This is a genomic window from Pseudomonas sp. MHK4 (genome assembly GCF_054600775.1).
The window spans coordinates 183,301-205,618 of record NZ_BAAIAK010000004.1 but is presented as its reverse complement, the minus strand read 5'-3'; the positions used below and the strand labels follow the sequence as shown (position 1 = coordinate 205,618).

22 protein-coding genes and 1 pseudogene are annotated in these 22,318 nt (G+C 60.2%); 5 read left to right on the top strand and 18 right to left on the bottom strand.

Annotated elements, in window-relative coordinates; translation table 11 throughout:
- Window positions 1–269: 269 nt before the first annotated feature.
- The 14 genes from dtd to hutC form a co-directional block, all read right to left on the bottom strand.
- The gene (gene dtd, locus ACYP2Q_RS12860) at window positions 270–707 is read right to left on the bottom strand and encodes a D-aminoacyl-tRNA deacylase (RefSeq protein ID WP_459730795.1); all 438 of its coding nucleotides are present in this window, start codon (window positions 705–707) and stop codon (window positions 270–272) included.
- Window positions 704–1,675 carry a prolyl aminopeptidase gene (gene pip, locus ACYP2Q_RS12855; RefSeq protein WP_459730794.1) on the bottom strand — a complete coding sequence of 324 codons (972 nt, stop codon included), beginning with the start codon at window positions 1,673–1,675 and terminating at the stop codon, window positions 704–706. The genes dtd and pip overlap by 4 nt, the downstream gene beginning before the upstream one ends.
- A 214-nt stretch (window positions 1,676–1,889) precedes the next feature.
- On the bottom strand, window positions 1,890–2,693 hold the full coding sequence (gene hutG, locus ACYP2Q_RS12850) for an N-formylglutamate deformylase (protein ID WP_459730793.1): 804 nt from the start codon (window positions 2,691–2,693) through the stop codon (window positions 1,890–1,892).
- Window positions 2,694–2,703: 10 nt separating this feature from the next.
- Complete coding sequence (gene hutI / locus ACYP2Q_RS12845; RefSeq protein ID WP_459730792.1) at window positions 2,704–3,909, bottom strand: imidazolonepropionase; 1,206 nt, start codon at window positions 3,907–3,909, stop codon at window positions 2,704–2,706.
- Between the two features lie 88 nt (window positions 3,910–3,997).
- The gene (gene hutH, locus ACYP2Q_RS12840) at window positions 3,998–5,530 is read right to left on the bottom strand and encodes a histidine ammonia-lyase (RefSeq protein WP_459730791.1); all 1,533 of its coding nucleotides are present in this window, start codon (window positions 5,528–5,530) and stop codon (window positions 3,998–4,000) included.
- 118 nt (window positions 5,531–5,648) lie between these two features.
- Complete coding sequence (gene hutH / locus ACYP2Q_RS12835; RefSeq protein ID WP_459730790.1) at window positions 5,649–7,172, bottom strand: histidine ammonia-lyase; 1,524 nt, start codon at window positions 7,170–7,172, stop codon at window positions 5,649–5,651.
- Between the two features lie 132 nt (window positions 7,173–7,304).
- A complete protein-coding gene (locus tag ACYP2Q_RS12830; protein ID WP_459730789.1) occupies window positions 7,305–8,135 on the bottom strand; it encodes a quaternary amine ABC transporter ATP-binding protein in 831 nt (276 codons plus the stop codon).
- A complete protein-coding gene (locus ACYP2Q_RS12825; RefSeq protein ID WP_103396924.1) occupies window positions 8,132–8,983 on the bottom strand; it encodes an ABC transporter permease in 852 nt (283 codons plus the stop codon). The genes ACYP2Q_RS12830 and ACYP2Q_RS12825 overlap by 4 nt, the downstream gene beginning before the upstream one ends.
- Window positions 8,984–9,053: 70 nt before the next feature.
- The gene (locus ACYP2Q_RS12820; RefSeq protein ID WP_459730788.1) at window positions 9,054–10,022 is read right to left on the bottom strand and encodes an ABC transporter substrate-binding protein; all 969 of its coding nucleotides are present in this window, start codon (window positions 10,020–10,022) and stop codon (window positions 9,054–9,056) included.
- 69 nt (window positions 10,023–10,091) lie between these two features.
- Window positions 10,092–11,561: a purine-cytosine permease family protein gene (locus tag ACYP2Q_RS12815; RefSeq protein ID WP_459730787.1), complete on the bottom strand. Its 1,470-nt coding sequence runs from the start codon at window positions 11,559–11,561 to the stop codon at window positions 10,092–10,094.
- A 130-nt stretch (window positions 11,562–11,691) separates the two neighbouring features.
- On the bottom strand, window positions 11,692–13,359 hold the full coding sequence (hutU, locus tag ACYP2Q_RS12810) for a urocanate hydratase (protein WP_459730786.1): 1,668 nt from the start codon (window positions 13,357–13,359) through the stop codon (window positions 11,692–11,694).
- 155 nt (window positions 13,360–13,514) lie between these two features.
- Window positions 13,515–13,799 carry a hypothetical protein gene (locus tag ACYP2Q_RS12805; RefSeq protein ID WP_459730785.1) on the bottom strand — a complete coding sequence of 95 codons (285 nt, stop codon included), beginning with the start codon at window positions 13,797–13,799 and terminating at the stop codon, window positions 13,515–13,517.
- Between the two features lie 28 nt (window positions 13,800–13,827).
- A complete protein-coding gene (locus ACYP2Q_RS12800; protein ID WP_459730784.1) occupies window positions 13,828–14,397 on the bottom strand; it encodes a HutD/Ves family protein in 570 nt (189 codons plus the stop codon).
- Window positions 14,398–14,406: 9 nt separating this feature from the next.
- A complete protein-coding gene (gene hutC / locus ACYP2Q_RS12795; RefSeq protein WP_170948611.1) occupies window positions 14,407–15,117 on the bottom strand; it encodes a histidine utilization repressor in 711 nt (236 codons plus the stop codon).
- A gap of 146 nt (window positions 15,118–15,263) precedes the next feature.
- On the opposite strand from hutC, the gene ACYP2Q_RS12790 reads away from it, so the two are divergent.
- Window positions 15,264–16,628 (top strand): formimidoylglutamate deiminase, encoded by a 1,365-nt coding sequence (locus tag ACYP2Q_RS12790; protein ID WP_459730783.1) that lies wholly within the window; start codon window positions 15,264–15,266, stop codon window positions 16,626–16,628.
- A gap of 114 nt (window positions 16,629–16,742) precedes the next feature.
- Here the strand turns inward: ACYP2Q_RS12790 and ACYP2Q_RS12785 are convergent, their stop codons facing one another.
- Entirely contained in the window at window positions 16,743–17,312 is a 570-nt protein-coding gene (locus ACYP2Q_RS12785; RefSeq protein WP_459730782.1) for a lipocalin family protein, read from the bottom strand.
- Window positions 17,313–17,343: 31 nt separating this feature from the next.
- On the bottom strand, window positions 17,344–17,598 hold the full coding sequence (locus tag ACYP2Q_RS12780) for a hypothetical protein (RefSeq protein ID WP_431761870.1): 255 nt from the start codon (window positions 17,596–17,598) through the stop codon (window positions 17,344–17,346).
- A 281-nt stretch (window positions 17,599–17,879) separates the two neighbouring features.
- On the opposite strand from ACYP2Q_RS12780, the pseudogene ACYP2Q_RS12775 reads away from it, so the two are divergent.
- From ACYP2Q_RS12775 to ACYP2Q_RS12760, 4 genes and pseudogenes are all read left to right on the top strand, one after another.
- Window positions 17,880–18,914, top strand: a pseudogene (locus ACYP2Q_RS12775) (HAMP domain-containing protein); the annotation flags it as partial.
- Between the two features lie 93 nt (window positions 18,915–19,007).
- Complete coding sequence (locus ACYP2Q_RS12770; RefSeq protein WP_459731039.1) at window positions 19,008–19,772, top strand: methyl-accepting chemotaxis protein; 765 nt, start codon at window positions 19,008–19,010, stop codon at window positions 19,770–19,772.
- Window positions 19,773–19,962: 190 nt separating this feature from the next.
- The gene (locus ACYP2Q_RS12765; protein WP_459730780.1) at window positions 19,963–20,235 is read left to right on the top strand and encodes a type II toxin-antitoxin system Phd/YefM family antitoxin; all 273 of its coding nucleotides are present in this window, start codon (window positions 19,963–19,965) and stop codon (window positions 20,233–20,235) included.
- A complete protein-coding gene (locus ACYP2Q_RS12760; protein WP_459730779.1) occupies window positions 20,232–20,564 on the top strand; it encodes a type II toxin-antitoxin system RelE/ParE family toxin in 333 nt (110 codons plus the stop codon). Before ACYP2Q_RS12765 ends, ACYP2Q_RS12760 begins: the two co-directional genes overlap by 4 nt.
- 7 nt (window positions 20,565–20,571) lie before the next feature.
- Here the strand turns inward: ACYP2Q_RS12760 and ACYP2Q_RS12755 are convergent, their stop codons facing one another.
- A complete protein-coding gene (locus ACYP2Q_RS12755) occupies window positions 20,572–21,174 on the bottom strand; it encodes a DUF924 family protein (protein WP_459730778.1) in 603 nt (200 codons plus the stop codon).
- A 3-nt stretch (window positions 21,175–21,177) separates the two neighbouring features.
- Window positions 21,178–22,188: a class 1 fructose-bisphosphatase gene (locus ACYP2Q_RS12750; protein WP_008058033.1), complete on the bottom strand. Its 1,011-nt coding sequence runs from the start codon at window positions 22,186–22,188 to the stop codon at window positions 21,178–21,180.
- Window positions 22,189–22,318: the final 130 nt, after the last annotated feature.

The following is a 22,318-nucleotide window of genomic DNA, read 5'->3' as shown; positions in this document are numbered from 1 at the left end:
CCTGTAGCATCCGGTGAGAAAAAACCGGTCCTGCAGACCACTCTTGCCAAGTTGGCGAGCATTGTTCCGACTCCGCTGGGGCAAAATGATTCCCCAATCGGATCCGGACAAGTCTCTACCTAAGTCAAAATGGACCAACGAACGCTGATCCCCGTAGCGCGCGATTATCTAGTAGGCCGCGTTACAACGCATCAGGGGTAACAAAGTATTTATCGGGGAAAACGCCTGTTTTCAGCCGAAAAGCGCTTAAAAAGATGTTTCAAGCGCTTTCAGGTCTGTAACAGGAAGGTCACCGGGCCATCATTGACCAGGTGCACCTGCATATCCGCGCCGAATCTACCTGATGCCACAGTGCCATGCACCTGTTTCGCTTTGCTTAATAGATAGTCGAAAAGCTCCTCGCCCAAGGCCGGAGGGGCGGCGGTCGAAAAACTCGGACGCAACCCGCTCTTGGTGTCGGCGGCCAGGGTGAACTGCGAGACCAGCAGCAACCCGCCACCCACGTCCGCCAGGGACAGGTTCATCTTGCCCTCAGCGTCGCTGAACACTCGATAGTTAAGCAGCTTATTGAGAAGTTTGTCGGCGCTGGCCCGCGTGTCGTCCGGCTCGACGGCTACCAGCACCAGCAACCCCTGGTCGATCGCGCCGACCACCTGCCCGTCTACCTCGACTCGCGCGCCGCGCACGCGTTGCAGCAGCCCCTTCATGCTTCTTCGGGAGCGAGGTCGAGCAGACGGCGGGCCATTCGATCGGCAGCACGCACCAATGCATCGGTAATTCCCGGTTCGGCAGCCGCATGACCCGCGTCACGGATGATTTGCAGTTCGCTGTTCGGCCAGGCCTGGTGCAGTTCCCAGGCGTTATCCAGCGGGCAGATCACGTCATAGCGACCGTGGACGATCACGCCTGGCAAATGGGCGATCTTGCCCATGTCGCGAATCAGCTGGTTCGGCTCAAGGAAGGCATTGTTGGTGAAATAGTGGCATTCGATACGGGCGATCGACAACGCGCGCTGCGGCTCGGAAAAACGATCGACTACCATCGGGTTCGGACGCAGGGTGGCGGTGCGACCTTCCCAGGTGGACCAGGCTTTCGCCGCGTGCATCTGGGCGATCTGGTCGTTGCCGGTCAGGCGTTTGTGGAAGGCGTTGAGCAAGTCATGGCGCTCGTCCGCCGGGATCGGCGCAATGTAGTCCTGCCAGTAATCCGGGAACAGGCGGCTGGCGCCCGCTTGATAGAACCATTCGATTTCCTGCGGGCGGCAGAGAAAAATCCCGCGCAGGATCAGCCCGTGCACGCGCTCTGGATGGGTTTGCGCGTAGGCCAGCGCCAGGGTGGAGCCCCAGGAACCGCCGAACAACACCCACTTGTCGATGCCCAGGTGCTGGCGGATCCGCTCAAGGTCGGCGACCAGATCCCAGGTGGTGTTGTTTTCCAGGCTTGCGTGGGGGGTGGAACGACCGCAGCCGCGCTGGTCGAAGGTGACAATGCGATACAGATTAGGATCGAAGTAACAGCGACTCGCGGCATCGCAACCGGCGCCGGGGCCGCCGTGAATGAACACCACCGGCAAACCTTGCGGTGAACCGCTTTCGTCGACATACAGCGTATGGGTCTCGTCGACGGCCAGATCGTGCCGGGCGTGGGGTTTGATCTGCGGGTACAAAGTCTGCATTGCGCACTCCGTAAGGGGTCGAGGTCATCCCTGGGGGGACTTCTATTATTCTGCCGTTGGGCATCATAAACCCGAATTACGTCAATGAGCATGCCCCCTGTAGGAGCGAGCTCGCTCGCGAAGAACGTAAGGGCGCCGCATTCCTCCAGATTGCCCTCATTATCGTTAACGTCCATCGCGAGCAAGCTTGCTCCTACAGGGATCGCGCTGGGATTCAGTGTTTGTAGTGTTTCTCGGCCCACGCCAACAAACCTTGCAACAACTCTTTCAATACCACCCGCGTCGGCTCCGCCAGATCCGGCCGATAACGGAACGGCTCGAACTCTTCCATGTAGGTGCACTGGCCCAACTCCAGTTGCACGGCATGGATGTTTTCTGCCGGATTGCCGTAATGCCGGGTGATGTGGCCGCCTTTGAAGCGTCCGTTCAACACATGGCTGTAATCCGGATGCCCGGCGAAGATGGCTTCCAGCTGCGAGGCCAGCTGCGCATCGCAACTGGCGCCATTGAAGGTGCCGAGATTGAAGTCCGGCAGCTTGCCGTCGAACAGGTGCGGGATGATCGAGCGGATCGAGTGCGCATCGAACAGCAACGCGTAGCCGAACTCGGCTTTGAGTCGCGCCAGCTCGTTCTGCAAGGTGCTGTGGTACGGCGTCCAGATCTGTTCCAGATAGGTTGCACGCTCATCGGCAGAAGGCTCGAGGCCTTCGCGGAACAACGGGATGCCGTCGAACAGTGTCGCCGGGTACAGACCGGTGGTGGCGCCGACATACAAAGGCTTGTCGTCGGACGGCCGGTTCAGGTCGATGACGAATCGTGAGTACTCGGCGGCCAGGGTGCTGGCACCCAGCTCGGCGGCGAAATCGTAAAGCGTTGGGATGTGCCAATCGGTGTCCGGCAGGCTTTTCGCGTCGGGAATCAATCCCGCCTCGACCGCCGGGGTCAGGCGCACACCGGCGTGGGGCATGCTGATCAGCAGCGGCACGCGGCCTTGTTTGAAGTTCAGAACCTTATCCACAACTGTTCTCCTAAACGCTCGTTTCGACGCCGTGACGCACGACGCGTTTTTCCAGGTCACCGCCCAGCCAGTAGCACAGGTCGGCCGGGCGATCGATTTGCCAGGCAACGAAATCCGCAATCTTGCCGGCCTCAAGCGAACCGTGGGTCTCGGCCATGCCCAACGCTGTTGCGGCATGGATTGTTGCGCCAGCCAGAGCCTCCTCTGGAGTCATGCGAAAACAGGTGCAGGCCATGTTCAACATCAGGCGCAACGACAGCGCCGGCGAGGTGCCGGGGTTGAGGTCGCTGGCGATGGCGATTTTCACGCCATGCTTGCGCAGGGCCTCCATCGGCGGCAATTGGGTCTCGCGCAGGAAGTAGAAGGCGCCGGGCAGCAACACGGCTACTGTGCCGGACTTGGCCATGGCGATGGCGTCGTCTTCTGTCATGAATTCCAGATGATCGGCCGACAGTGCGTGGTAACGCGCCGCCAGGCTCGAACCGTGCAGGGACGAGAGTTGCTCGGCGTGCAGCTTCACCGGCAGGCCCAGTTCCTGGGCGGTGATGAATACGCGCTCGACCTGGGCAGGGGAAAACGCCAGGTATTCACAGAAGGCATCCACCGCGTCCACCAGCCCTTCGGCGGCCAGGGCCGGAAGCATGTCACTGCAAATGTGATCGATGTAATCGTCGGCGCGATCGGCGTATTCCGGCGGCAACGCATGAGCCGCCAGGCAGGTGCTGCGTACGCTGACCGGCAGTTCGGCGCCAAGGCGACGAGCTACGCGCAACATCTTGCGTTCGTTGACCAGGTCGAGGCCGTAGCCGGATTTGATTTCAATGCTGGTGACGCCGTCGCGCATCAGGCTTTTCAGACGCTTGGCAGCGCTGGCGAACAGCTCATCTTCGCTTGCCGCGCGAGTGGCACGCACGGTACTGGCGATTCCGCCGCCGCTGGCGGCGATTTGCGCGTAGCTGACGCCTTGCAGGCGCTGCTCGAATTCGCCGCTGCGGTTCCCGCCGAACACCGTGTGGGTATGGCAGTCGATCAGGCCTGGCGTGACCCAGGCCCCGTTCAAATCATTGACCGCCGGGTACTCGCCGGACGGCAGCTCACTGCGCGGGCCGACCCACTCGATGTGCGCACCGGTCGTCACGATGGCCGCGTCCTCGATGATCGAGTAGACGCCTTGCGCCATGGTTGCGACGTGGCAGTGTTGCCAGAGGGTTTTCATCCCTTAGTCTCCACAGTATTCAAAATCGAATCGCCAGCAGGCTGGCTCCCACGGTTGGGTGGGAGCCAGCCTGCTGGCGATGAGTCCATCACAGGCTAGGCAAAAACTTGGCCGAAACCAGCTCGTTCAGGCAACGCGAAGCCAACAACTCGGTCGCAGCATTGATGTCCGGCGCAAAGAAGCGGTCCTTCTCATAGAACGGCACTTCGTTACGCAGGATGGCCCGAGCCTTTTCCAGTTTCGGCGAGCTTTTCAGGCCATTGCGCAGGTCCAGACCTTGAACCGCCGCCAGCCATTCAACGGCCAAAATCCCACGGGTGTTCTCGGCCATTTCCCACAGACGCTTGCCCGCAGCCGGCGCCATGGAGACATGGTCTTCCTGGTTGGCGGAGGTCGGCAGGCTGTCCACCGAATGCGGGTGGGACAGTGCCTTGTTTTCGCTGGCCAGCGCCGCTGCGGTCACCTGGGCGATCATGAAGCCGGAGTTCACGCCACCGTTGGCCACCAGGAACGGCGGCAGTTGCGACATGTGCTTGTCCATCATCAACGAGATGCGACGCTCGCTCAGGGAGCCGATTTCGGCGATGGCAAGGGCCATGTTGTCAGCAGCCATGGCCACCGGTTCGGCGTGGAAGTTACCGCCGGAAATCACGTCACCTTCAGCGGCGAATACCAGCGGGTTGTCCGATACGGCGTTGGCTTCGATGGCCAGCACTTCGGCGGCCTGACGGAACTGGGTCAGGCACGCACCCATGACTTGCGGCTGGCAGCGCAGGGAGTATGGGTCCTGCACTTTTTCGCAATTTTCGTGGGAGTCGGAGACCTCACTGCGCTCGCCCAACAGGTCGCGGTAAGCGGCAGCGGCGTCGATCTGGCCTTTCTGGCCACGGGCAGCGTGGATACGCGCGTCGAACGGCGAGCGCGAGCCCAATACCGCTTCAACGGTCAGGCCGCCCAGTGCCAAGGCGCCGGCGAACAGGTCTTCACCTTCGAACAGGCCACGCAGGGCAAACGCGGTGGAAACCTGGGTGCCGTTGAGCAGCGCCAGGCCTTCTTTCGCGGCCAGGGTCAGCGGGGTCAGGCCAGCGACTTTCAGTGCTTCGGTCGCCTCCATCCACTCGCCCTTGTAGCGCGCCTTGCCTTCACCGAGCAGCACCAGCGACATGTGGGCCAGAGGCGCCAGGTCACCGGATGCACCGACCGAACCTTTCAGTGGAATGTGCGGGTAAACCTCGGCGTTGATCAGGGCAATCAGCGCGTCGATCACTACCCGGCGGATACCGGAGAAACCACGGCTCAGGCTGTTGACCTTGAGCACCATGATCAGTCGCACCAGGTCGTCGCTGATCGGCTGGCCGACACCGGCGGCGTGGGACAGCACCAGCGAGCGCTGGAGGTTTTCCAGGTCTTCGCTGGCGATGCGGGTCGAAGCCAGCAGGCCGAAACCGGTGTTGATGCCATAGGCGGTGCGGTTCTCGGCGAGGATCTGTTCCACGCAGGCAACGCTGGCTTCGATCTGGGCCGCGGCGCTGTGGTCGAGGGTCAGCTTCACCGGCTGCTGGTAGACATCACGCAGCTGGGACAGGCTCAGTTGGCCGGGAATCAGGTTTAGCGCAGTCATTTTGTTCTCCTTTTGAGAGTTTTTTATCAACTACCAGACGCTCCGGAGATATCCGTTGTCCGTCGCTTCCCCCTTCTTGAGGGGGCTGGCGCCTTGGCACGCTGGTTGGGTATGGAAATCAGTTCAGGTTCGGCAAAGCCTTGTGCAGCAAATCCGGTTCTTTCAACACGCCCGCAGCGGCAGCAATGTCCGGCGCCAACCAACGGTCTTGATCGTAAGCCGGGACGCGCTCACGCAGCAGACGCCACGCCGCATCGGTGCCAGCGCCGAAGCGCTGCTCTTTCAGGAACTCGAACGCCTGGGCCGCCAGCAAGTACTCGATGGCGAGGATCTGCGTGCAGTTTTCCAGGGCGCGATGCAGCTTCAGCGCGGCGTTGGTGCCCAGGCTCAGGTGATCTTCCTGCAGGCCCGAGGTGACATAGTTGTCGAGCACCGCCGGTTGCGCCAGTTGGCGGTTTTGCGCACACAGCGAGGCAGCGACGTACTGCACGATCATCATCCCGGAGTTCACACCCGGGTTGGCTACCAGGAAGGCTGGCAGGCCGCTGACGTGCGGGTTGATCAAGCGGTCCAGACGTCGCTCGGCGATGGAGCCGATTTCGGCCATGGCGATGGCCAGCAGATCCGCCGCCAATGCCACGGACTGGCCGTGCGGGTTGGCTTGGGAAACGACGCGGTAGTTGTCCGCCGTGCCCAGCACCAGCGGGTTGTCGGTGGCGCTGTTGAGTTCGGTTTCGATCTGCTGGGTCGCGTGAAGCAACTGATCGCGAGCAGCACCGTGCACCTGCGGAATCGAGCGAATGCTCAAGGCATCCTGGGTGCGAATGCCCTTGCTCTGGGCAATCACTTCGCTGCCGTCGAGCAGGGCGCGCAGGTTGATCCCGACCTGCTGCATGCCCGGATGCGGCTTGAGTGCGATGATTTCGGCATCGAACGCATCGATCTGCCCGCGCTGGGCCTCGAAGCTCATGGCACCGATCACATCGGCCCAATGCAACAGATGGGCGGCGTCGGCAATGGCCAGGCAGCTCAGGCCGGTCATGCATGGCGTGCCATTGACCAGGCACAGGCCATCCTTGGCGCCCAGCTTGACCGGTTGCAGCCCTTCTTCAGCCAGGGCCTGCTGCGCGCCAATGATCTGCCCGCGATAGCTGACATTGCCGACACCCAGCAAAGCGATGCCGATGTGGGCCATGTGGGTCAGGTAGCCCACGGAGCCTTGAGAGGGAACTTGCGGGGTAATGCCACGGTTGAGCAGCGCCAGCAGCGCTTCGACCACCTGGCGGTGCAGGCCGGATTTGCCGTGGCTGTAGTTGACGACGGCGGCGCACATGATCGAGCGGGTCTGCTCGTTGGCCAGCGGCGCGCCGACGCCACAGGCGTGGCTGAGCAAGGTGTTGCGCGACAACTGGCTGAGTTGTTCGTCCTGCAGCGACACGTTGCACAGCGCGCCCAGCCCGGTGTTGATGCCGTAGGCACGCTCGCCGCTGGTAACGATGCGCTGGACGATGGCCTGTGCTTTTTCAATCCGTGCCCAGACCGGTGCCGACAGCTCGAGTTGCGCGCCATGACGGGCGACGGCGACTACGTCCTGCCAGGTGACCTGCTTCTCGGTGATAACGATTTTTTCAGCCTGGGACATCTTCAACCTCATCCAAATATTGATGCAGCTTCACCGCCGCCTTCGCTGGCAAGCCAGCTCCTACAGGGGATTGCTTACACCTTGTAGGAGCTGGCTTGCCAGCGAAGAGGCCGGCACATTCACCGCAAATCTTTAAACCACCGCCGCCCGACGCTGTACAAAGCGGTCGACATACTCATCCGCCGGCGAATGCAGGATCTCTTTCGGCGTGCCGACCTGGATCAGGCGGCCATCCTTGAGGATCGCGATGCGGTTGCCGATGCGCACGGCCTCGTCGAGGTCGTGGGTGATGAAGACGATGGTCTTGTGCAGGGTCTTTTGCAGTTCCAGCAACTGGTCCTGCATCTCGGCGCGAATCAGCGGGTCGAGGGCGCTGAACGCTTCGTCCATCAGGATGATGTCGGTGTCCGCCGCCAACGCACGGGCCAAACCAACACGCTGACGCATACCGCCGGAGAGCTGGTGCGGGTATTTGTTTTCGTAGCCCTTGAGGCCCACGGTGTTGATCCAGTGCAACGCGCGCTCGGCGCACATTTGCTTGCTCTCACCACGGATTTTCAAGCCGTAGGCGACGTTGTCCAGCACGCTCTTGTGCGGCAACAGGCCGAAGCTCTGGAACACCATGCTGATCTTGCGTCGACGAAATTCGCGCAGGGCTTCCATGTCGTATTGCAGGATGTCCACACCGTCCACCAGGATCGCGCCGCTGGTCGGGTCGATCAAGCGGTTGAAGTGGCGCACCAGGGTGGATTTGCCGGAACCCGACAGGCCCATGATCACGAAGATCTCGCCGCTGCCGATGCTCAGGGACAAATCGTTCACGCCGACCACGCAGCCGGTTTCGGACAGCACCTGATCCTTGGTCTTGCCCTGGCCGACCATGGCCAGCGCTTCCTTGGAACGGTTGCCGAAAATCTTGAAGACGTTCTTGACTTCGATCTTGCTCACGGTTGCGTTGTTCATTTGCTCACCTCATGCCGTGCACGACCGTACGCCTGTGTAATGCGGTCGATCACGACGGCCAGAATCACGATCGCCAGACCGGCTTCGAGGCCGCGTCCGACGTTGAGGGTCTGAATCCCCACCAGCACGTCTTCGCCCAGGCCACGGGCACCGATCATCGAGGCGATCACCACCATCGACAGGGCCATCATGGTGGTCTGGTTGATCCCGGCCATGATGCTCGGCAGGGCCAGCGGCAATTGCACGCCGAACAGTTGCTGCCAACGGTTGGCACCAAAGGCGTTGATCGCTTCCATCACCTCGCCGTCAACCTGGCGAATCCCCAGGTCGGTCAGGCGGATCAGCGGTGGCGCGGCGTAGATCACGGTGGCGAAGATCGCCGGGACCTTACCCAGGCCGAACAGCATCAGCACCGGGATCAGGTACACGAAGCTCGGCATGGTCTGCATGATGTCCAGCAATGGCATCAGCACCGAACGCAGGCGATTGCTGCGTGCCGAGAGAATGCCCAGCGGGATGCCGATCAACACCGAAATGATCGTCGCCACCATCATCAGCGCCAGCGTCTGCATCAGCTTGTCCCAGAGGCCAACCGCGCCCACCAGGAACAGCAAGCCGACGATCACGGCGGTGGTCACGACCTTGCGGGTCGCGTGCCAGGCCACGCCCGCCACGATGGCCAGCATCAGCCACCAGGGCGCTGCACGCAGCAGGCTTTCAAGATTGACGATGGCCCACAACAGGGTGTCGGAGATGTGCCGGAACACGTCGCCATAGTTGGTGACCAGCGAATCGACCCAACCGTTGACCCAGTCGGCGATGGAAAAGGTAAAGCTTTCGGGAAACATAAGAGACTCTCAATCAAGGGGTTGCGATCAAGCATCCGACTGTCGTCGTCGACAGCCGGAGAAGCCCAACCTACAAGGCCGCGTCGATTTTCTTGGCTGCGTCTTCGCTCACCCATGCGTGCCAGACTTCAGGATGTTCCTTCAAGAAGATCTTGGCCAGTTTTGGCGACTCGATCCGCTCTTTGGTCATGCGGCCCAGGTTCTGGTTCAGCAGGTCGATTGGCACGTTGACCTTTTCCAGCACGGCCACCAGTTCCGGCGCTTCTTCGTGAAAAGTCTTGGACAGGCCGACCTTGATGGTCACGGTCTTGTTCACGCCTGGTTTTTCTTCGAGCTTCACTACGTCGACCTGGCCCATCAGCGGGGTTGGCGACCAGTAGTAGAACAGGATCGGCTCGCCACGCTTGTAACTCGACAGCACGGCGGCATCGAGTGCCGGGCCGGTGCCTGGGCGGAAGTTGGTGTAGGTGCTTTCCAGGCCGTAGCTTTTCAGCATTTCGCTGTTGTCCAGCTCACAGGTCCAGCCGGCCGGGCAGTTGTAGAAACGCCCTTTGGAGGGCTCTTCGGCGTCCTTGAACACCGCCGAGTATTTGCCCAGGTCGGCAATGTTCTTCAGGTCCGGGGTCTTGGCTTCCAGCTTACGCTTGGCATCGCCTTCGATCACGTAGCGCGGCACGTACCAGCCTTCGACCGCACCGACGACCGGGGCGCCGACACCGACGACCTTGCCGGCCTTCTCGGCCTTGTTCCAGACCTCGCTGCGGCCAACCCACTCTTCGGCAAACACCTGGATGTCGTTGCTGCTCAGGGCGTTTTCCATGGTGATGGAGTTGCCTGGCAGGCTGTCGGTCTTGCAGTCGTAGCCTTTTTCCAACACCAGCTGCATCACGTCGGTCAGCAACATGGCGCTTTCCCAGTTCAGGCCGGCGAATTTCACCGGTTTGCCCGACTCGCACCAGCCCGCTGCCTGAGTGGCGCCGGCGCTGGCCAGCAGGCCCATGGAAAGCAATGTGGTCAGCAGGGTCTTGTTCGATTTCATTGTAGTGACGCTCCTAATCATGAATTGGCTTACGGCAGTCAAGAGGCATCCAGCCCTGTCCACGTCCAATCAGGCCTGCGCCGCAGCGCGACCGACAGTCAGCTTTTGTTCGGTGACCACCTCCTGCTCGACCGGCAGGATCAGTTGATCGGGCACTGAGCCGTGCCATTTTTTCGCACACACGTAATACAGGGCTGCGGGAACCACCAGGCCGATGATCCAGGAAATATCCACATCACCCAGGGCCGCCACCAGCGGACCGGTATAGAACTTGGTGGAGATGAACGGCAGCTGCACCAGCACACCGAACACATAGACGCTGATACCGAGGGCGTTCCAACGGCCGTAACGACCGTTCGGATCGGACAGTGCCGGCACGTCATAACGCTCGCGAGTGATGCAGTAGTAGTCCACCAGGTTGATCGCGCTCCATGGCGTAAAGAACGCCAGCAGGAACAGGATGAAGGACTTGAATGCACCGAGGAACGAGTGCTGGCCGAGCAACGCCATCAGGGTCGCAGCACCGACGATGACCAGCACGAACACCAGACGTTGCAAGCGCGATACTTTCAGGTCACCACGAAAGCCGCTGATGATGGTCGCAATGCACATGAAGCTGCCGTAGGAGTTCAGCGTGGAGATGGTGACTTTGCCGAACGCGATGCTGAAGTACAGCAGCGCAGCGGTGGCACCGGTACCGCCCAGACCAACGATGTAGGCCACTTCGTGGCCGGCGAATTGCCCGTTGGCCGAAGCGGCAGCGAACACGCCGAGGACCATCGCCACCTGTGCACCAATGACCGAACCTGCGCCTGCGGCAAAAAAAGTTTTCACCGAGGAAATCTTGCTCGGCAGATAGCGAGAGTAGTCCGCCACATAAGGGCCGAAGGCGATCTGCCAGGACGCCGCGAGCGACACCGCGAGCAAGAAACTGCTCCAGCTGAAGTGGCGGATCTGCAGCAGCGCGCCAACGTCAACCTGGCTGATCAGACGACTGAACAGATAAACAAAGGCAATCACGCCAATGACACTGGCAATACGGCCGATCCAGTGGATTACCCGATAACCGAGCACCGTGACCAGCACGATGACACTGGCGAAAAGAAGGATACCGACGGTGTCGCTGACGCCAAACAACTGGCCCAGCGCCTGGCCGGAGAGCACGGTTCCTGTTGCGGTGAAGCCCAGGTACATCAGGCACACCAGCACGATCGGGATGGCCGCGCCATAAACGCCGAACTGTACCCGACTGGAAATCATCTGCGGCAGGCCAAGCTTGGGTCCTTGCGCCGCATGCAGCGCCATCACACCGCCGCCGATCAGTTGGCCGATCAACAGACCGATCAACGACCAGAACACGTCACCGCCCAGCACCACGGCCAGGGCCCCGGTGACAATCGCGGTGATTTGCAGGTTGGCACCCATCCACAGGGTGAACTGGCTAAACAGACGACCGTGTCTTTCCGCCTCCGGGATATAGTCGATCGAGCGCTTCTCGATCAACGGTTTGTTGCCTGCACGTTCGCTGCTGACAGCCATGATTCAACCTCTGTGGATTGTTATTCTGGGTTGGGATGATCCCCCTGTAGGAGCGAGCGATGGTGTGTCATTCACCGCTGCGTCGACTGACACGCCATCGCGAGCAAGCTCGCTCCTACAGGGTTTTGCGTTATTTGCCGGTGATCATCGGCAGGTTCAGCCCCTGTTCCTTGGCGCAGTCGATGGCGATCTGGTAACCGGCATCGGCATGGCGCATCACGCCAGTTGCCGGGTCGTTGTGCAGCACGCGCGCGATACGCTCGGCCGCTTCATCGGTACCGTCGCAGACAATCACCATGCCCGAGTGCTGGGAGAAGCCCATGCCGACGCCGCCGCCGTGGTGCAGGGACACCCAGGTCGCGCCGCTCGCGGTGTTGAGCAGGGCGTTGAGCAGTGGCCAGTCGGACACGGCGTCGGAACCGTCCTGCATCGATTCGGTTTCGCGGTTCGGGCTCGCTACGGAACCTGAGTCCAGGTGGTCGCGACCGATCACGATCGGTGCGGACAGCTCACCGCTGCGCACCATTTCGTTGAACGCCAGGCCCAGCTTGGCGCGCAGGCCCAGGCCTACCCAGCAGATACGTGCCGGCAGACCCTGGAAGCTGATGCGCTCGCGGGCCATGTCCAGCCAGTTGTGCAGGTGGGCATCGTCCGGGATCAGTTCCTTGACCTTGGCGTCGGTCTTGTAGATGTCTTCAGCATTACCCGACAGCGCAGCCCAACGGAACGGGCCGATGCCACGGCAGAACAGTGGACGGATGTAGGCCGGTACGAAGCCCGGGAAGTCGAATGCGTTTTCCACGCCTTCTTCCTGGGCCATCTGGCGGATGTTGTTGCCGTAGTCGAAGGTCGGCACGCCCATTTTCTGGAAGTCCAACATCGCTTTGACGTGCACGGCCATCGATTGCTTGGCGGCCTTGATCACGGCAGCCGGCTCGGTCTTGGCACGAGCGCGGTATTCGTCCCAGCTCCAGCCGGCCGGCAGGTAGCCGTTGAGCGGGTCGTGGGCGCTGGTCTGGTCGGTGACCATGTCCGGGCGTACGCCGCGCTTGACCAGTTCCGGGAGGATTTCAGCGGCGTTGCCCAGCAACGCGATGGAGATCGCCTTGCCTTCCTTGGTGTACTTGGCGATGCGGGCCAACGCGTCGTCGAGGTCTTTGGCTTGCTCGTCGACATAGCGGCTTTTCAGGCGGAAATCGATGCTGACCTGCTGGCATTCGATGTTCAGCGAGCAAGCACCGGCCAGGGTTGCCGCCAGAGGCTGGGCGCCGCCCATGCCGCCCAGGCCAGCGGTCAGTACCCACTTGCCTTTGAGGTCATCGTTGTAGTGCTGGCGACCGGCTTCGACGAAGGTTTCGTAGGTGCCCTGGACGATGCCCTGGCTGCCAATGTAGATCCAGCTGCCGGCGGTCATCTGGCCGTACATGGCCAGGCCTTTGGCGTCGAGCTCGTTGAAGTGTTCCCAGCTCGCCCAGTGCGGTACCAGGTTGGAGTTGGCGATCAGCACGCGTGGTGCGTTGGTGTGAGTCTTGAACACGCCGACCGGCTTGCCGGATTGCACCAGCAGGGTCTCGTCGTCGTTCAGGTTGGTCAGGCTTTCAACGATCTTGTCGTAGCATTCCCAGTTACGTGCCGCACGACCGATGCCACCGTAAACCACCAGTTCTTTAGGGTTCTCGGCGACTTGCGGGTCGAGGTTGTTCATCAGCATGCGCAGCGGCGCTTCGGTCAGCCAGCTCTTGGCGGTCAGCTTGTTACCGCGGGCAGCGCGGATTTCAACGTCACGAAATTTAGTCACGAAAAGAACTCCTCAGCAATCAATCCAAAAACCAACCCAGGCAGTGGGCGAGCAAGCCAATGGGCGACAGGGCACACCGGCGAATCAGTGGACGATGGTCGAGTCCTCGTGACTCATACGCATACGTCTTTACTTGTACATACAAGCATATGCAATCAAGCGGCCAACTTGTTGGTCAGGCATTCAAGAAAAGTTCTGAAATGGCTGGAGAGCGCCTGAATCAAGGGTTCTGGCGTAGATGAAATTTTTCGGAGGGATTTTGTGGAGGACGTGTGCGTTGTTACTTGAGCGGGGTTTTGCGCCACGCTGGGGCATTCGGTAACAAAGTGGTGCGCTTTGGGGAACGATCTTTCTGTAGGAGCGAGCTTGCTCGCGATGGTCGTGAACGATGACGCGTAAAACCAGATGCCCAGCGGCGTCCTCTGGTTTTTCGCGAGCAAGCTCGCTCCTACAGGGAAAGATTTTGGATCAGTGTGCAGTCAGTTCAATCACGCAGCATGCGCCATTGACGGATATGTTCAGCAGAGCGGTGTTACCGCCCAGTTGCAGGCAATCATGCCGACCAAGCTGCGAAGCACTGTTACCGACTTTCACCTCCAGCGTTTCGCTGACACTAAACACCAGCACAGTCCCCGCCGAACTGAAGAACCGCTGCTCGCCACTCAACCACTGCAACCGCGCTCCATAACGCTGCGGTGCATAAATCAGGTTGAAATCGCGGATCGGCCCACCGAGCAATGTGCAGGACACCTTGCTTTCACCGCTGAAGGCAAACGGGTCCAGCGGTAACAGTGGCCGAGCATTCTGCCCATCCACCGTCAGGGTCATGCCGTCGCCCTGTAAAACGGTGATCACCCGCTCATAACCGGCAAAGGTGGAAAACCCGCCCGACTCACCGATATCGGCAATCGACAAGCGCCAGCCGAAGCCATCCAGGCCAGTGCCAGCATCGCGGGTAATTTCTTCAGTGCTGCCGCCGCCGTTCTTCCACGGCATGCGCGGGTAGTCTTTGGCGCGTAAGACCTTCAACTGATTCATTTATGCTCTCTATTTATGAAACCGACCTTCCAGACGATGACGGGAACCGGGGTGGATCAAACGAGCGGCGGTCACCGGCTGGCGGCCAGACCAGGTGCGGCGACGGATCAGCAGGCACGGCTCGCCTTTTTCGATTTGCAGCAGCTTGCATTCGGATGGCTCGGCCAGGATCGCCTCGACCACGTGCTCGCCTTCGGTCAGCGGCGCGACCTGGTTCAGGTAGGCGTACGGTGTTTGCAGGGTGAAATCCTGCTTGAGGTACTCAGGCGCCACCAACGCGTTGACGAAACGGTCTTCGATTTGTACCGGAATGTCGTTTTCGAAATGCACGATCAGCGAGTGGAAAACCTTCTGGCCTTCGCGCATGTCCAGCGCCAGGGCACGTTCGGAGCCAGCAGCCTCTTCTTCAAGGGTGATCACCTTGCAGGTGTGGCGATGGCCACGGGAGGCGATTTCGTCAGCGATGTTGTGCACTTCGAACAGGGCGGACTGGCTTTTCGGCTCGGCAACGAAGGTGCCGACACCTTGCATGCGCACCAACAGACCGTCGGCGGTCATTTCGCGCAAGGCGCGGTTGATGGTCATGCGGCTGAAACCCAGCTGGCTGACCAGCTCGCTTTCCGACGGAACGCGGTAGTGCGGTGGCCAGTTTCCACTGTCGATTTGCTGGGTGATCATCTGTTTGACGCGAGCGTACAGGGGCGCCGGACTGTCGCCCATGTTCGCGGCCAACGGTGAGACTGGAGGCGGAGTCGGCACGGTTAATCCTTGGTCATTTGGTTGATGTCGCTAGCTTGCCGGAGTTTACCGGGCAGGCAAACGTCTGTATATGTATATACAAATAACACACGATGGGGTGCTGAACCATGTCCGCCTTCTTTGCCGAACGCGCGCTGCTGCCTAACGGATGGGCCAACAATGTACGTCTTGAGGTCAGCGCCGACGGCGTCTTGACCCATATCCAGGCCAATTCCCATGCAGATGGCGCCGAACGGCTGAGCGGTCCGCTGCTGCCGGGCATGCCGAACCTGCACTCCCACGCCTTCCAGCGGGCCATGGCCGGGCTGGCGGAAGTGGCGGGCAATCCGAACGACAGTTTCTGGACCTGGCGCGATTTGATGTATCGCCTCGTCGGAAAAATCAGCCCGGAGCAATTGGGCGTCATTGCCCGACAGCTGTACATCGAAATGCTCAAGGCCGGTTACACCTCGGTGGCCGAATTTCATTACGTGCACCATGACACGAGCGGCCAGCCTTACGCGGATCCAGCCGAACTGGCCCTGCGCATCAGCCAGGCGGCCAGTTCTGCGGGTATCGGCCTGACCCTGTTGCCAGTGCTCTACAGCCATGCAGGTTTCGGCGGACAGACCCCGAACGACGGTCAGCGCCGTTTTATCAACAGCACCGAAAACTACCTCAAGCTGCAATCACGCCTGCAGCCGATACTGGCGCAGCAACCGGCTCAGTCCCTGGGATTGTGTTTCCACTCATTGCGCGCGGTCACACCACAACAGATCAGCGAAGTGCTGGCGGCCAGCGACAAGCAATGCCCGGTGCACATCCACATCGCCGAGCAGCAGAAGGAAGTCGACGACTGCCTGAGCTGGAGCGGTCGCCGTCCGCTGCAATGGCTGTACGAAAACGTCGAAGTCGAGCAGCGCTGGTGCCTGGTCCACGCCACTCACGCCAACCCGGAAGAAGTCACGCTGATGGCCAGGAGCCAAGCCATCGCCGGCCTGTGCCTGACCACCGAGGCCAACCTGGGCGACGGGATTTTCCCGGCCGTGGATTTCCTCGCCCAAGGCGGGCGCATGGGCATCGGTTCCGACAGCCACGTGTCATTGAGCGTGGTGGAAGAGTTGCGCTGGCTGGAATACGGCCAGCGTCTGCGTGATCAACGGCGCAATCGCCTGTATGGCGCGGATCAGCCGATGGTCGGTCGCACGCTGTTTGATGCGGCACTGGACGGCGGTGCCCAAGCGCTGGGGCAACCGATCGGTGCATTGGAAGTCGGCAAGCGTGCCGATTGGCTGGTGCTGGACGGCAACGATCCGTACCTGGCGACCGCCAGTGGCGACGGGATTCTCAATCGTTGGTTGTTTGCCGGTGGCGATCGCCAGGTGCGCGACGTGCTGGTCAATGGCCAGTGGGTCGTGCGTGACGGGCGGCATGCCGGGGAAGAGGAAAGCAATCGCGCCTTCACCCAGGTCCTGCGCGAACTCCTGGGCTGACCAAAAACCCTGTAGGAGCTGGCTTGCCAGCGATGAGGCCGTCAGATTCAACATCATTGTTGCCTGACAGACCGCCATCGCTGGCAAGCCAGCTCCTACAAAGGGGTTGCGTGATCAGTTCGAGGTCTTGGCCATCTGCGTATCCGACGCCCGCCAGATCAGCCGCGTCGTATCGTAACCCTGCTGACGTGCCTTGCTCAGCAATTCTTCACGCACCACGCCGTTGACGGTCGGGGTACGCGACAACAGCCACAGATATTTCCGGCTCGGATCCCCAACAATCGCGGTCTTGTAGTCATCGCTGACGTACAACACCCAGTATTGACCCTTCGCCACGCCCGGAATCAGCCTGGAAAACCAGGTATCGAATTCGACCCATAATTTGTCGCTCTTGCCGGGCACTTGCGGGTAAGCCGTGCCCTTGACCTCTTCCCATTGCCACTGCGCCGTCAGGCAGCGATTCAACACCGCGACGTTACCGTCAGGCTTGAGCGTGTAATGAGCTTCGGATTGCGCGCAGTCGCGCTGGAAATACATCGGCATTCGCGCCAACTCGTACCAGGTGCCCTGGTAGCGCTTGAGGTTGACACTGTCGACGGTCTTGGGCGCCAACGGATCCTGGCCAGAACTGGCACAGCCGGCCAATACCAGGCCGGCAAAAAGCATGATCAATAACCGCTTCATTGTTTTTCTCCCGTGGGCGCGTGGCCCCGGTTTACTTCAGGCCTTGGCCGGAAAACATCAACACTTTGTCACCGGCGAACTGCACGCTGATAAAGCTGTTCTTGTCGCCCCATGTGCAACTGGACATGCCGAGCGCGCCTGAGCAATCGGCGGGTTTGCCCAACAGGGTCTCGACCTCGGCCTTGGCCATTCCTGACGACAGCTTCGAGTAGTTTTCCTGATTGACCTTGCTGCACGCAGCCAGCAACACGCAAAACGACAGCAGGGCGATGGATCGCAGCGACATGTAAAACTCCACGGACGAAGGGATTGGCATGACTGCCAAGCTGAACCTTAGAAGAGAAAACACCTATCTGGTTCCCTGCCCGACGGGCTATTTGTCAGGCCGCTCGTCTACCTTTGCAGGAATAATCAGCCACTTCGTTTGGCTATCGGGTATTTCGTCGTTTTTTGCACAAAGCGCCTAATCTTTGGCGCCGCTCAGTCGACATACAGGCAACGCAAAGTCACGTCCGTGGCATTTGCCTCCCCTTTTTGTCGACCCGATCTCCTGCGGTAGCTCATCCCATGACCAGAAACATGAAATTCAGCCACAAGATCCTGTTGGCTGCCGCCCTCGTGGTGGCCGTCGCATTCGCTTGTTTCATCCTGTTCAACGACTATCGCCAGCGCCAGACCTTGCGTAGCAGCACCCAAGCCTCGATGCAGGAATTGGGCAGCCTGACCACCAGTAACATCCAGACCTGGCTGGAAAGCCGCATGCAGTTGCTGCAATCGATGGCCCAGCAGGTCAGCGCCGATGGCAATGCCCCCGCCAGCCTGAAACGGGTCATCGACCTGCCCGCCTACACCGGCAATTTCCAGCTGAGTTACTTCGGTGGCGCCGACGGCGTGATGTTCTCGGTTCCGGCGGGCAATCGCGCGCCAGACTACGACCCGCGCGCCCGCGGTTGGTACAAGGCGGCCAACAGCGCCCAACAGACCATCGTCACTGAGCCGTACATCGCCGCCTCCTCCGGCAAGCTGGTGATCACCGTGGCCACTGCGGTCCAGCGCCAGGGCCAGATGATTGGCGTTGCGGGCGCCGACATCGACCTGTCCAGCGTCAGTGCGATCATCAACTCACTGAACTTCGGCGGCCACGGCCATGCCTTCATCGTGGGGGCCGACGGCAAGATCCTGATTCACCCGGACAGCAAATGGGTCCTCAAGAACCTGGCCGACGCCTACCCCAACGGTGCGCCGAAAGTCAGCCCGGGCATGAAGGAAGTCGAGATCGACGGCAAAAGCCAGTTCATCTCCTTCACCCACGTCAACGGCGTGCCGTCGGCAGATTGGTACGTGGCGCTGGTGCTGGATCAAGACACCGCGTTCTCGATGCTGAGCGAATTTCGCACCTCGGCGATCATCGCCATGGTGATTGCAGTGGTGATCATCATCACGTTGCTGGGCATGTTGATCAGTTTCCTGATGCAGCCATTGCTGACCATGGGCCGTGCCATGCACGACATCGCCGAAGGCGAAGGAGACCTGACCAAACGCCTGACCATCCACGGCCATGACGAATTCGGCGCACTGGGGCTGTCGTTCAACCGTTTCGTCGAACGCATCCACACCTCGATCAGCGAAGTATCCTCGGCCACGGGCCAGGTCAACGAAGTGGCCCTGCGCGTGGTCGCCGCCTCGAACTCGTCAATGTTCAACTCCGACCAGCAAGCCACGCGCACCAGCAGCGTGGCCGCGGCGATCAACCAGCTCGGTGCCGCCGCCCAGGAGATTGCCCAGAACGCCGCCCTCGCCTCGCAGCATTCGAGCGATGCGCGCACGTTGGCCGAAGAGGGTCAGCAGGTTGTGGATAAAACCATTTCGGCGATGCACCAGCTGTCGGCAAAAATCAGCGACTCGTGCGGCAACATCGAGACGCTCAACAGCAACACCGTCAACATCGGGCAGATCCTGGAGGTGATCACCAGCATTTCCCAGCAGACCAACTTGCTGGCGCTCAATGCGGCAATCGAAGCCGCGCGCGCCGGTGAAGCCGGACGTGGTTTTGCGGTGGTTGCCGACGAAGTGCGCAACCTCGCCCACCGCACGCAGGACTCTGCGCAGCAAGTACAGAAGATGATCGAGGAACTGCAGGTTGGCGCCCGGGAAGCGGTCACGATCATGACCGACAGCCAGCGCCAGAGCGAAAGCAGCGTCGGTATCGCCAACCAGGCCGGCGAGCGCCTGGGTAGCGTGACCCAGCGCATCGGCGAGATCGACGGCATGAACCAATCCGTGGCGACCGCGACGGAAGAGCAGACGGCCGTGGTGGAATCGATCAACGTCGACATCACCGAGATCAACACGTTGAACCAGGAAGGCGTGGAAAATCTGCAGTCGACCTTGCGCGCATGTGCCGATCTTGAGCAGCAGGCGGCGCGGCTTAAACAGTTGGTGGGTAGTTTCAGGATCTAAGTCACTATCACCGGCCCCTTCGCTGGCCCAGCTCCTACAGTGATCGGCGGTGCGACAAAGATCCCTGTAGGAGCTGGCTTGCCAGCGAAGGCAACATCCGTAACGCTGATAAATCATCGGTCAGCCCACACTGACACAAGACTGAATTAAGACTAAACTCGGTCTTACTCATTTTGACGGGAGCCCCGCCATGAAGTTTTCATCTCAAATCAAGCCCATCAGCTATTTGAAAAGTCATACCGCGGAAATCGTCAAAACACTCACAGAAAGCCGCGAGCCATTGGTGATCACCCAAAACGGTGAAGCAAAGCTTGTCGTCATGGACGTAAAAAGCTTTGAAGAGCAGGAAGACACAATGGCCCTGTTAAAGCTTCTTGCGATGGGCAATCGTGAAATTGTAGAAGGCAAGTTTCGCGAGGCCGAGGATGTTTTCGCCGACTTGGACAGGGCTGACCACCAATGAGTTTAACGGTCGTCATTCTTCAGTCCGCCGAAACAGACTTGAAAGAACTTCGTACCTATCTCATTAAAAATTTCTCAAGCCAAACCTGGCAAAGCACTTACTCCAGCCTGAAGGCGGCCATCCGCCATTTGGGGGAGCAACCCTATTCAGGGTCGATACCGGAAGAAATCGAGAAGCTGAATCTCAGCCAGTATCGACAGATCCTCTCAGGAATGAACAGAGTCATTTATGAGGTTCGCGAACAGACAGTCTTCGTCCATATCATTGCCGATACGCGAAAAAGCCTGCCCTCATTACTGATGAAGCGGCTGCTTCAAGACAATCCATAGGCAGCGTTTAGAAGCGCGACCCGGGTTTCGAAAGAAACACCAATTCCTCAGCCGTACTCTCGCGCCCCAACACCGCATTGCGATGCGGAAACCGTCCAAACTGCGCAATCACCTGCTGATGCCGCTCGGCAAAATCCAGATAATCGGCAAACAATGCCCGATCAGCCTCCGGTTGTTGCGCCACCAGGTCGATATAGCGCGAGACGCCTTCGTTCTGCACCGCGAGGTTCTCGCTGTGTTCGAACACCAGGTAGATGAACACCCGTTGAATCGGCTGCAATTGCCGATCGAAATCCGCGGCAATGCCCTGGGCGACCAGCTTCTGGGCCCGCAGGTCACCGGAAAAGGCTTTGGGGGAGTCGCGAAAGATCATGCGCGGGAGTTGATCGAGCAACAGCACCAGTGCCAGCCAACCTTCGGGACGTTGCATCCACTCGGTCAATCCGCCGGTCAGTGCCTGTTCGACCTGGCCCCCGAAACGCTCACGCGCCTCGAGGTCCTGGCTGTCACGCTTGCCGAACCACAACTTGCTCTTGTCAGCCGCGATTGCCCTGGCTGTTTCGGCTGAACCGAACCACCAATCGAGCAACGGCTGCCAGGGCGCGTCCATGGTTTATTCCTTGTGGTAAGCCGTCACGCGTGCGACTTCTTCTTTCGAGCCGAGGAACACCGCTACGCGCTGGTGCAGACCTTCAGGCTGGATGTCGAGAATGCGCTGGTGACCATTGGTGGACGCGCCGCCCGCTTGTTCCACCAGGAACGACATCGGGTTAGCCTCGTACATCAGGCGCAGTTTGCCCGGCTTGGAGGGCTCGCGGCTGTCGCGTGGGTACATGAACAGACCGCCACGGGTCAGGATGCGGTGCACGTCGGCCACCATCGCGGCAACCCAGCGCATGTTGTAGTTCTTTTTCAGCGGGCCTTCATCGCCTGCCAGCAATTCGCCGACGTAGCGCTGTACCGGGGCTTCCCAGTGACGCTGGTTGGACGCGTTGATGGCGAATTCCTGGGTGGTTTCAGGAATGGTGATGTTTTCGTGGGTCAGTACGAAGCTGCCCATTTCACGGTCCAGGGTGAAACCTTTCACGCCGTCGCCCAAGGTCAGGATCAACATGGTCTGAGGACCGTAGATCGCGTAACCGGCAGCCACTTGCTGGGTACCTGGCTGCAGGAAAGCCTTCTCGTTCAAGGGCTCGTTCTGGCTCAGGTATTCGTTCGGGCAACGCAGTACCGAGAAGATGGTGCCGACCGGGGCGTTGATGTCGATGTTCGACGAACCGTCCAGCGGGTCGAATACCAACAGGTAGGCGCCTTTCGGGTATTTGCCCGGGATCTGGTAGGCATTGTCCATTTCTTCGGACGCCATGCCAGCCAGGTGACCGCCCCATTCGTTGGCTTCGAGCAGGATCTCGTTGGAGATCACGTCGAGCTTCTTCTGCACTTCGCCCTGGACGTTTTCAGTGCCCATGCTGCCCAGAACGCCGCCGAGGGCGCCTTTGGACACGGCGTGGTTGATCTCCTTGCAGGCACGCGCCACCACTTCGATCAGGAAGCGCAGATCGGCAGGAGTGTTGTTGCTGCGGGTCTGCTCAATCAAATAGCGACTCAAGGTAACGCGGGACATGGAAGGCTCCGGTGGAATGGGGGACTAAAAACCCGCGCAGTTTAACGCGAGTCGGGGCGCATTTCCTCCTATCAGACGTGATCGGCGCAAGAGAGTTCATGCGCGGGGTTCAGCGTAGTTCGAAAAATAG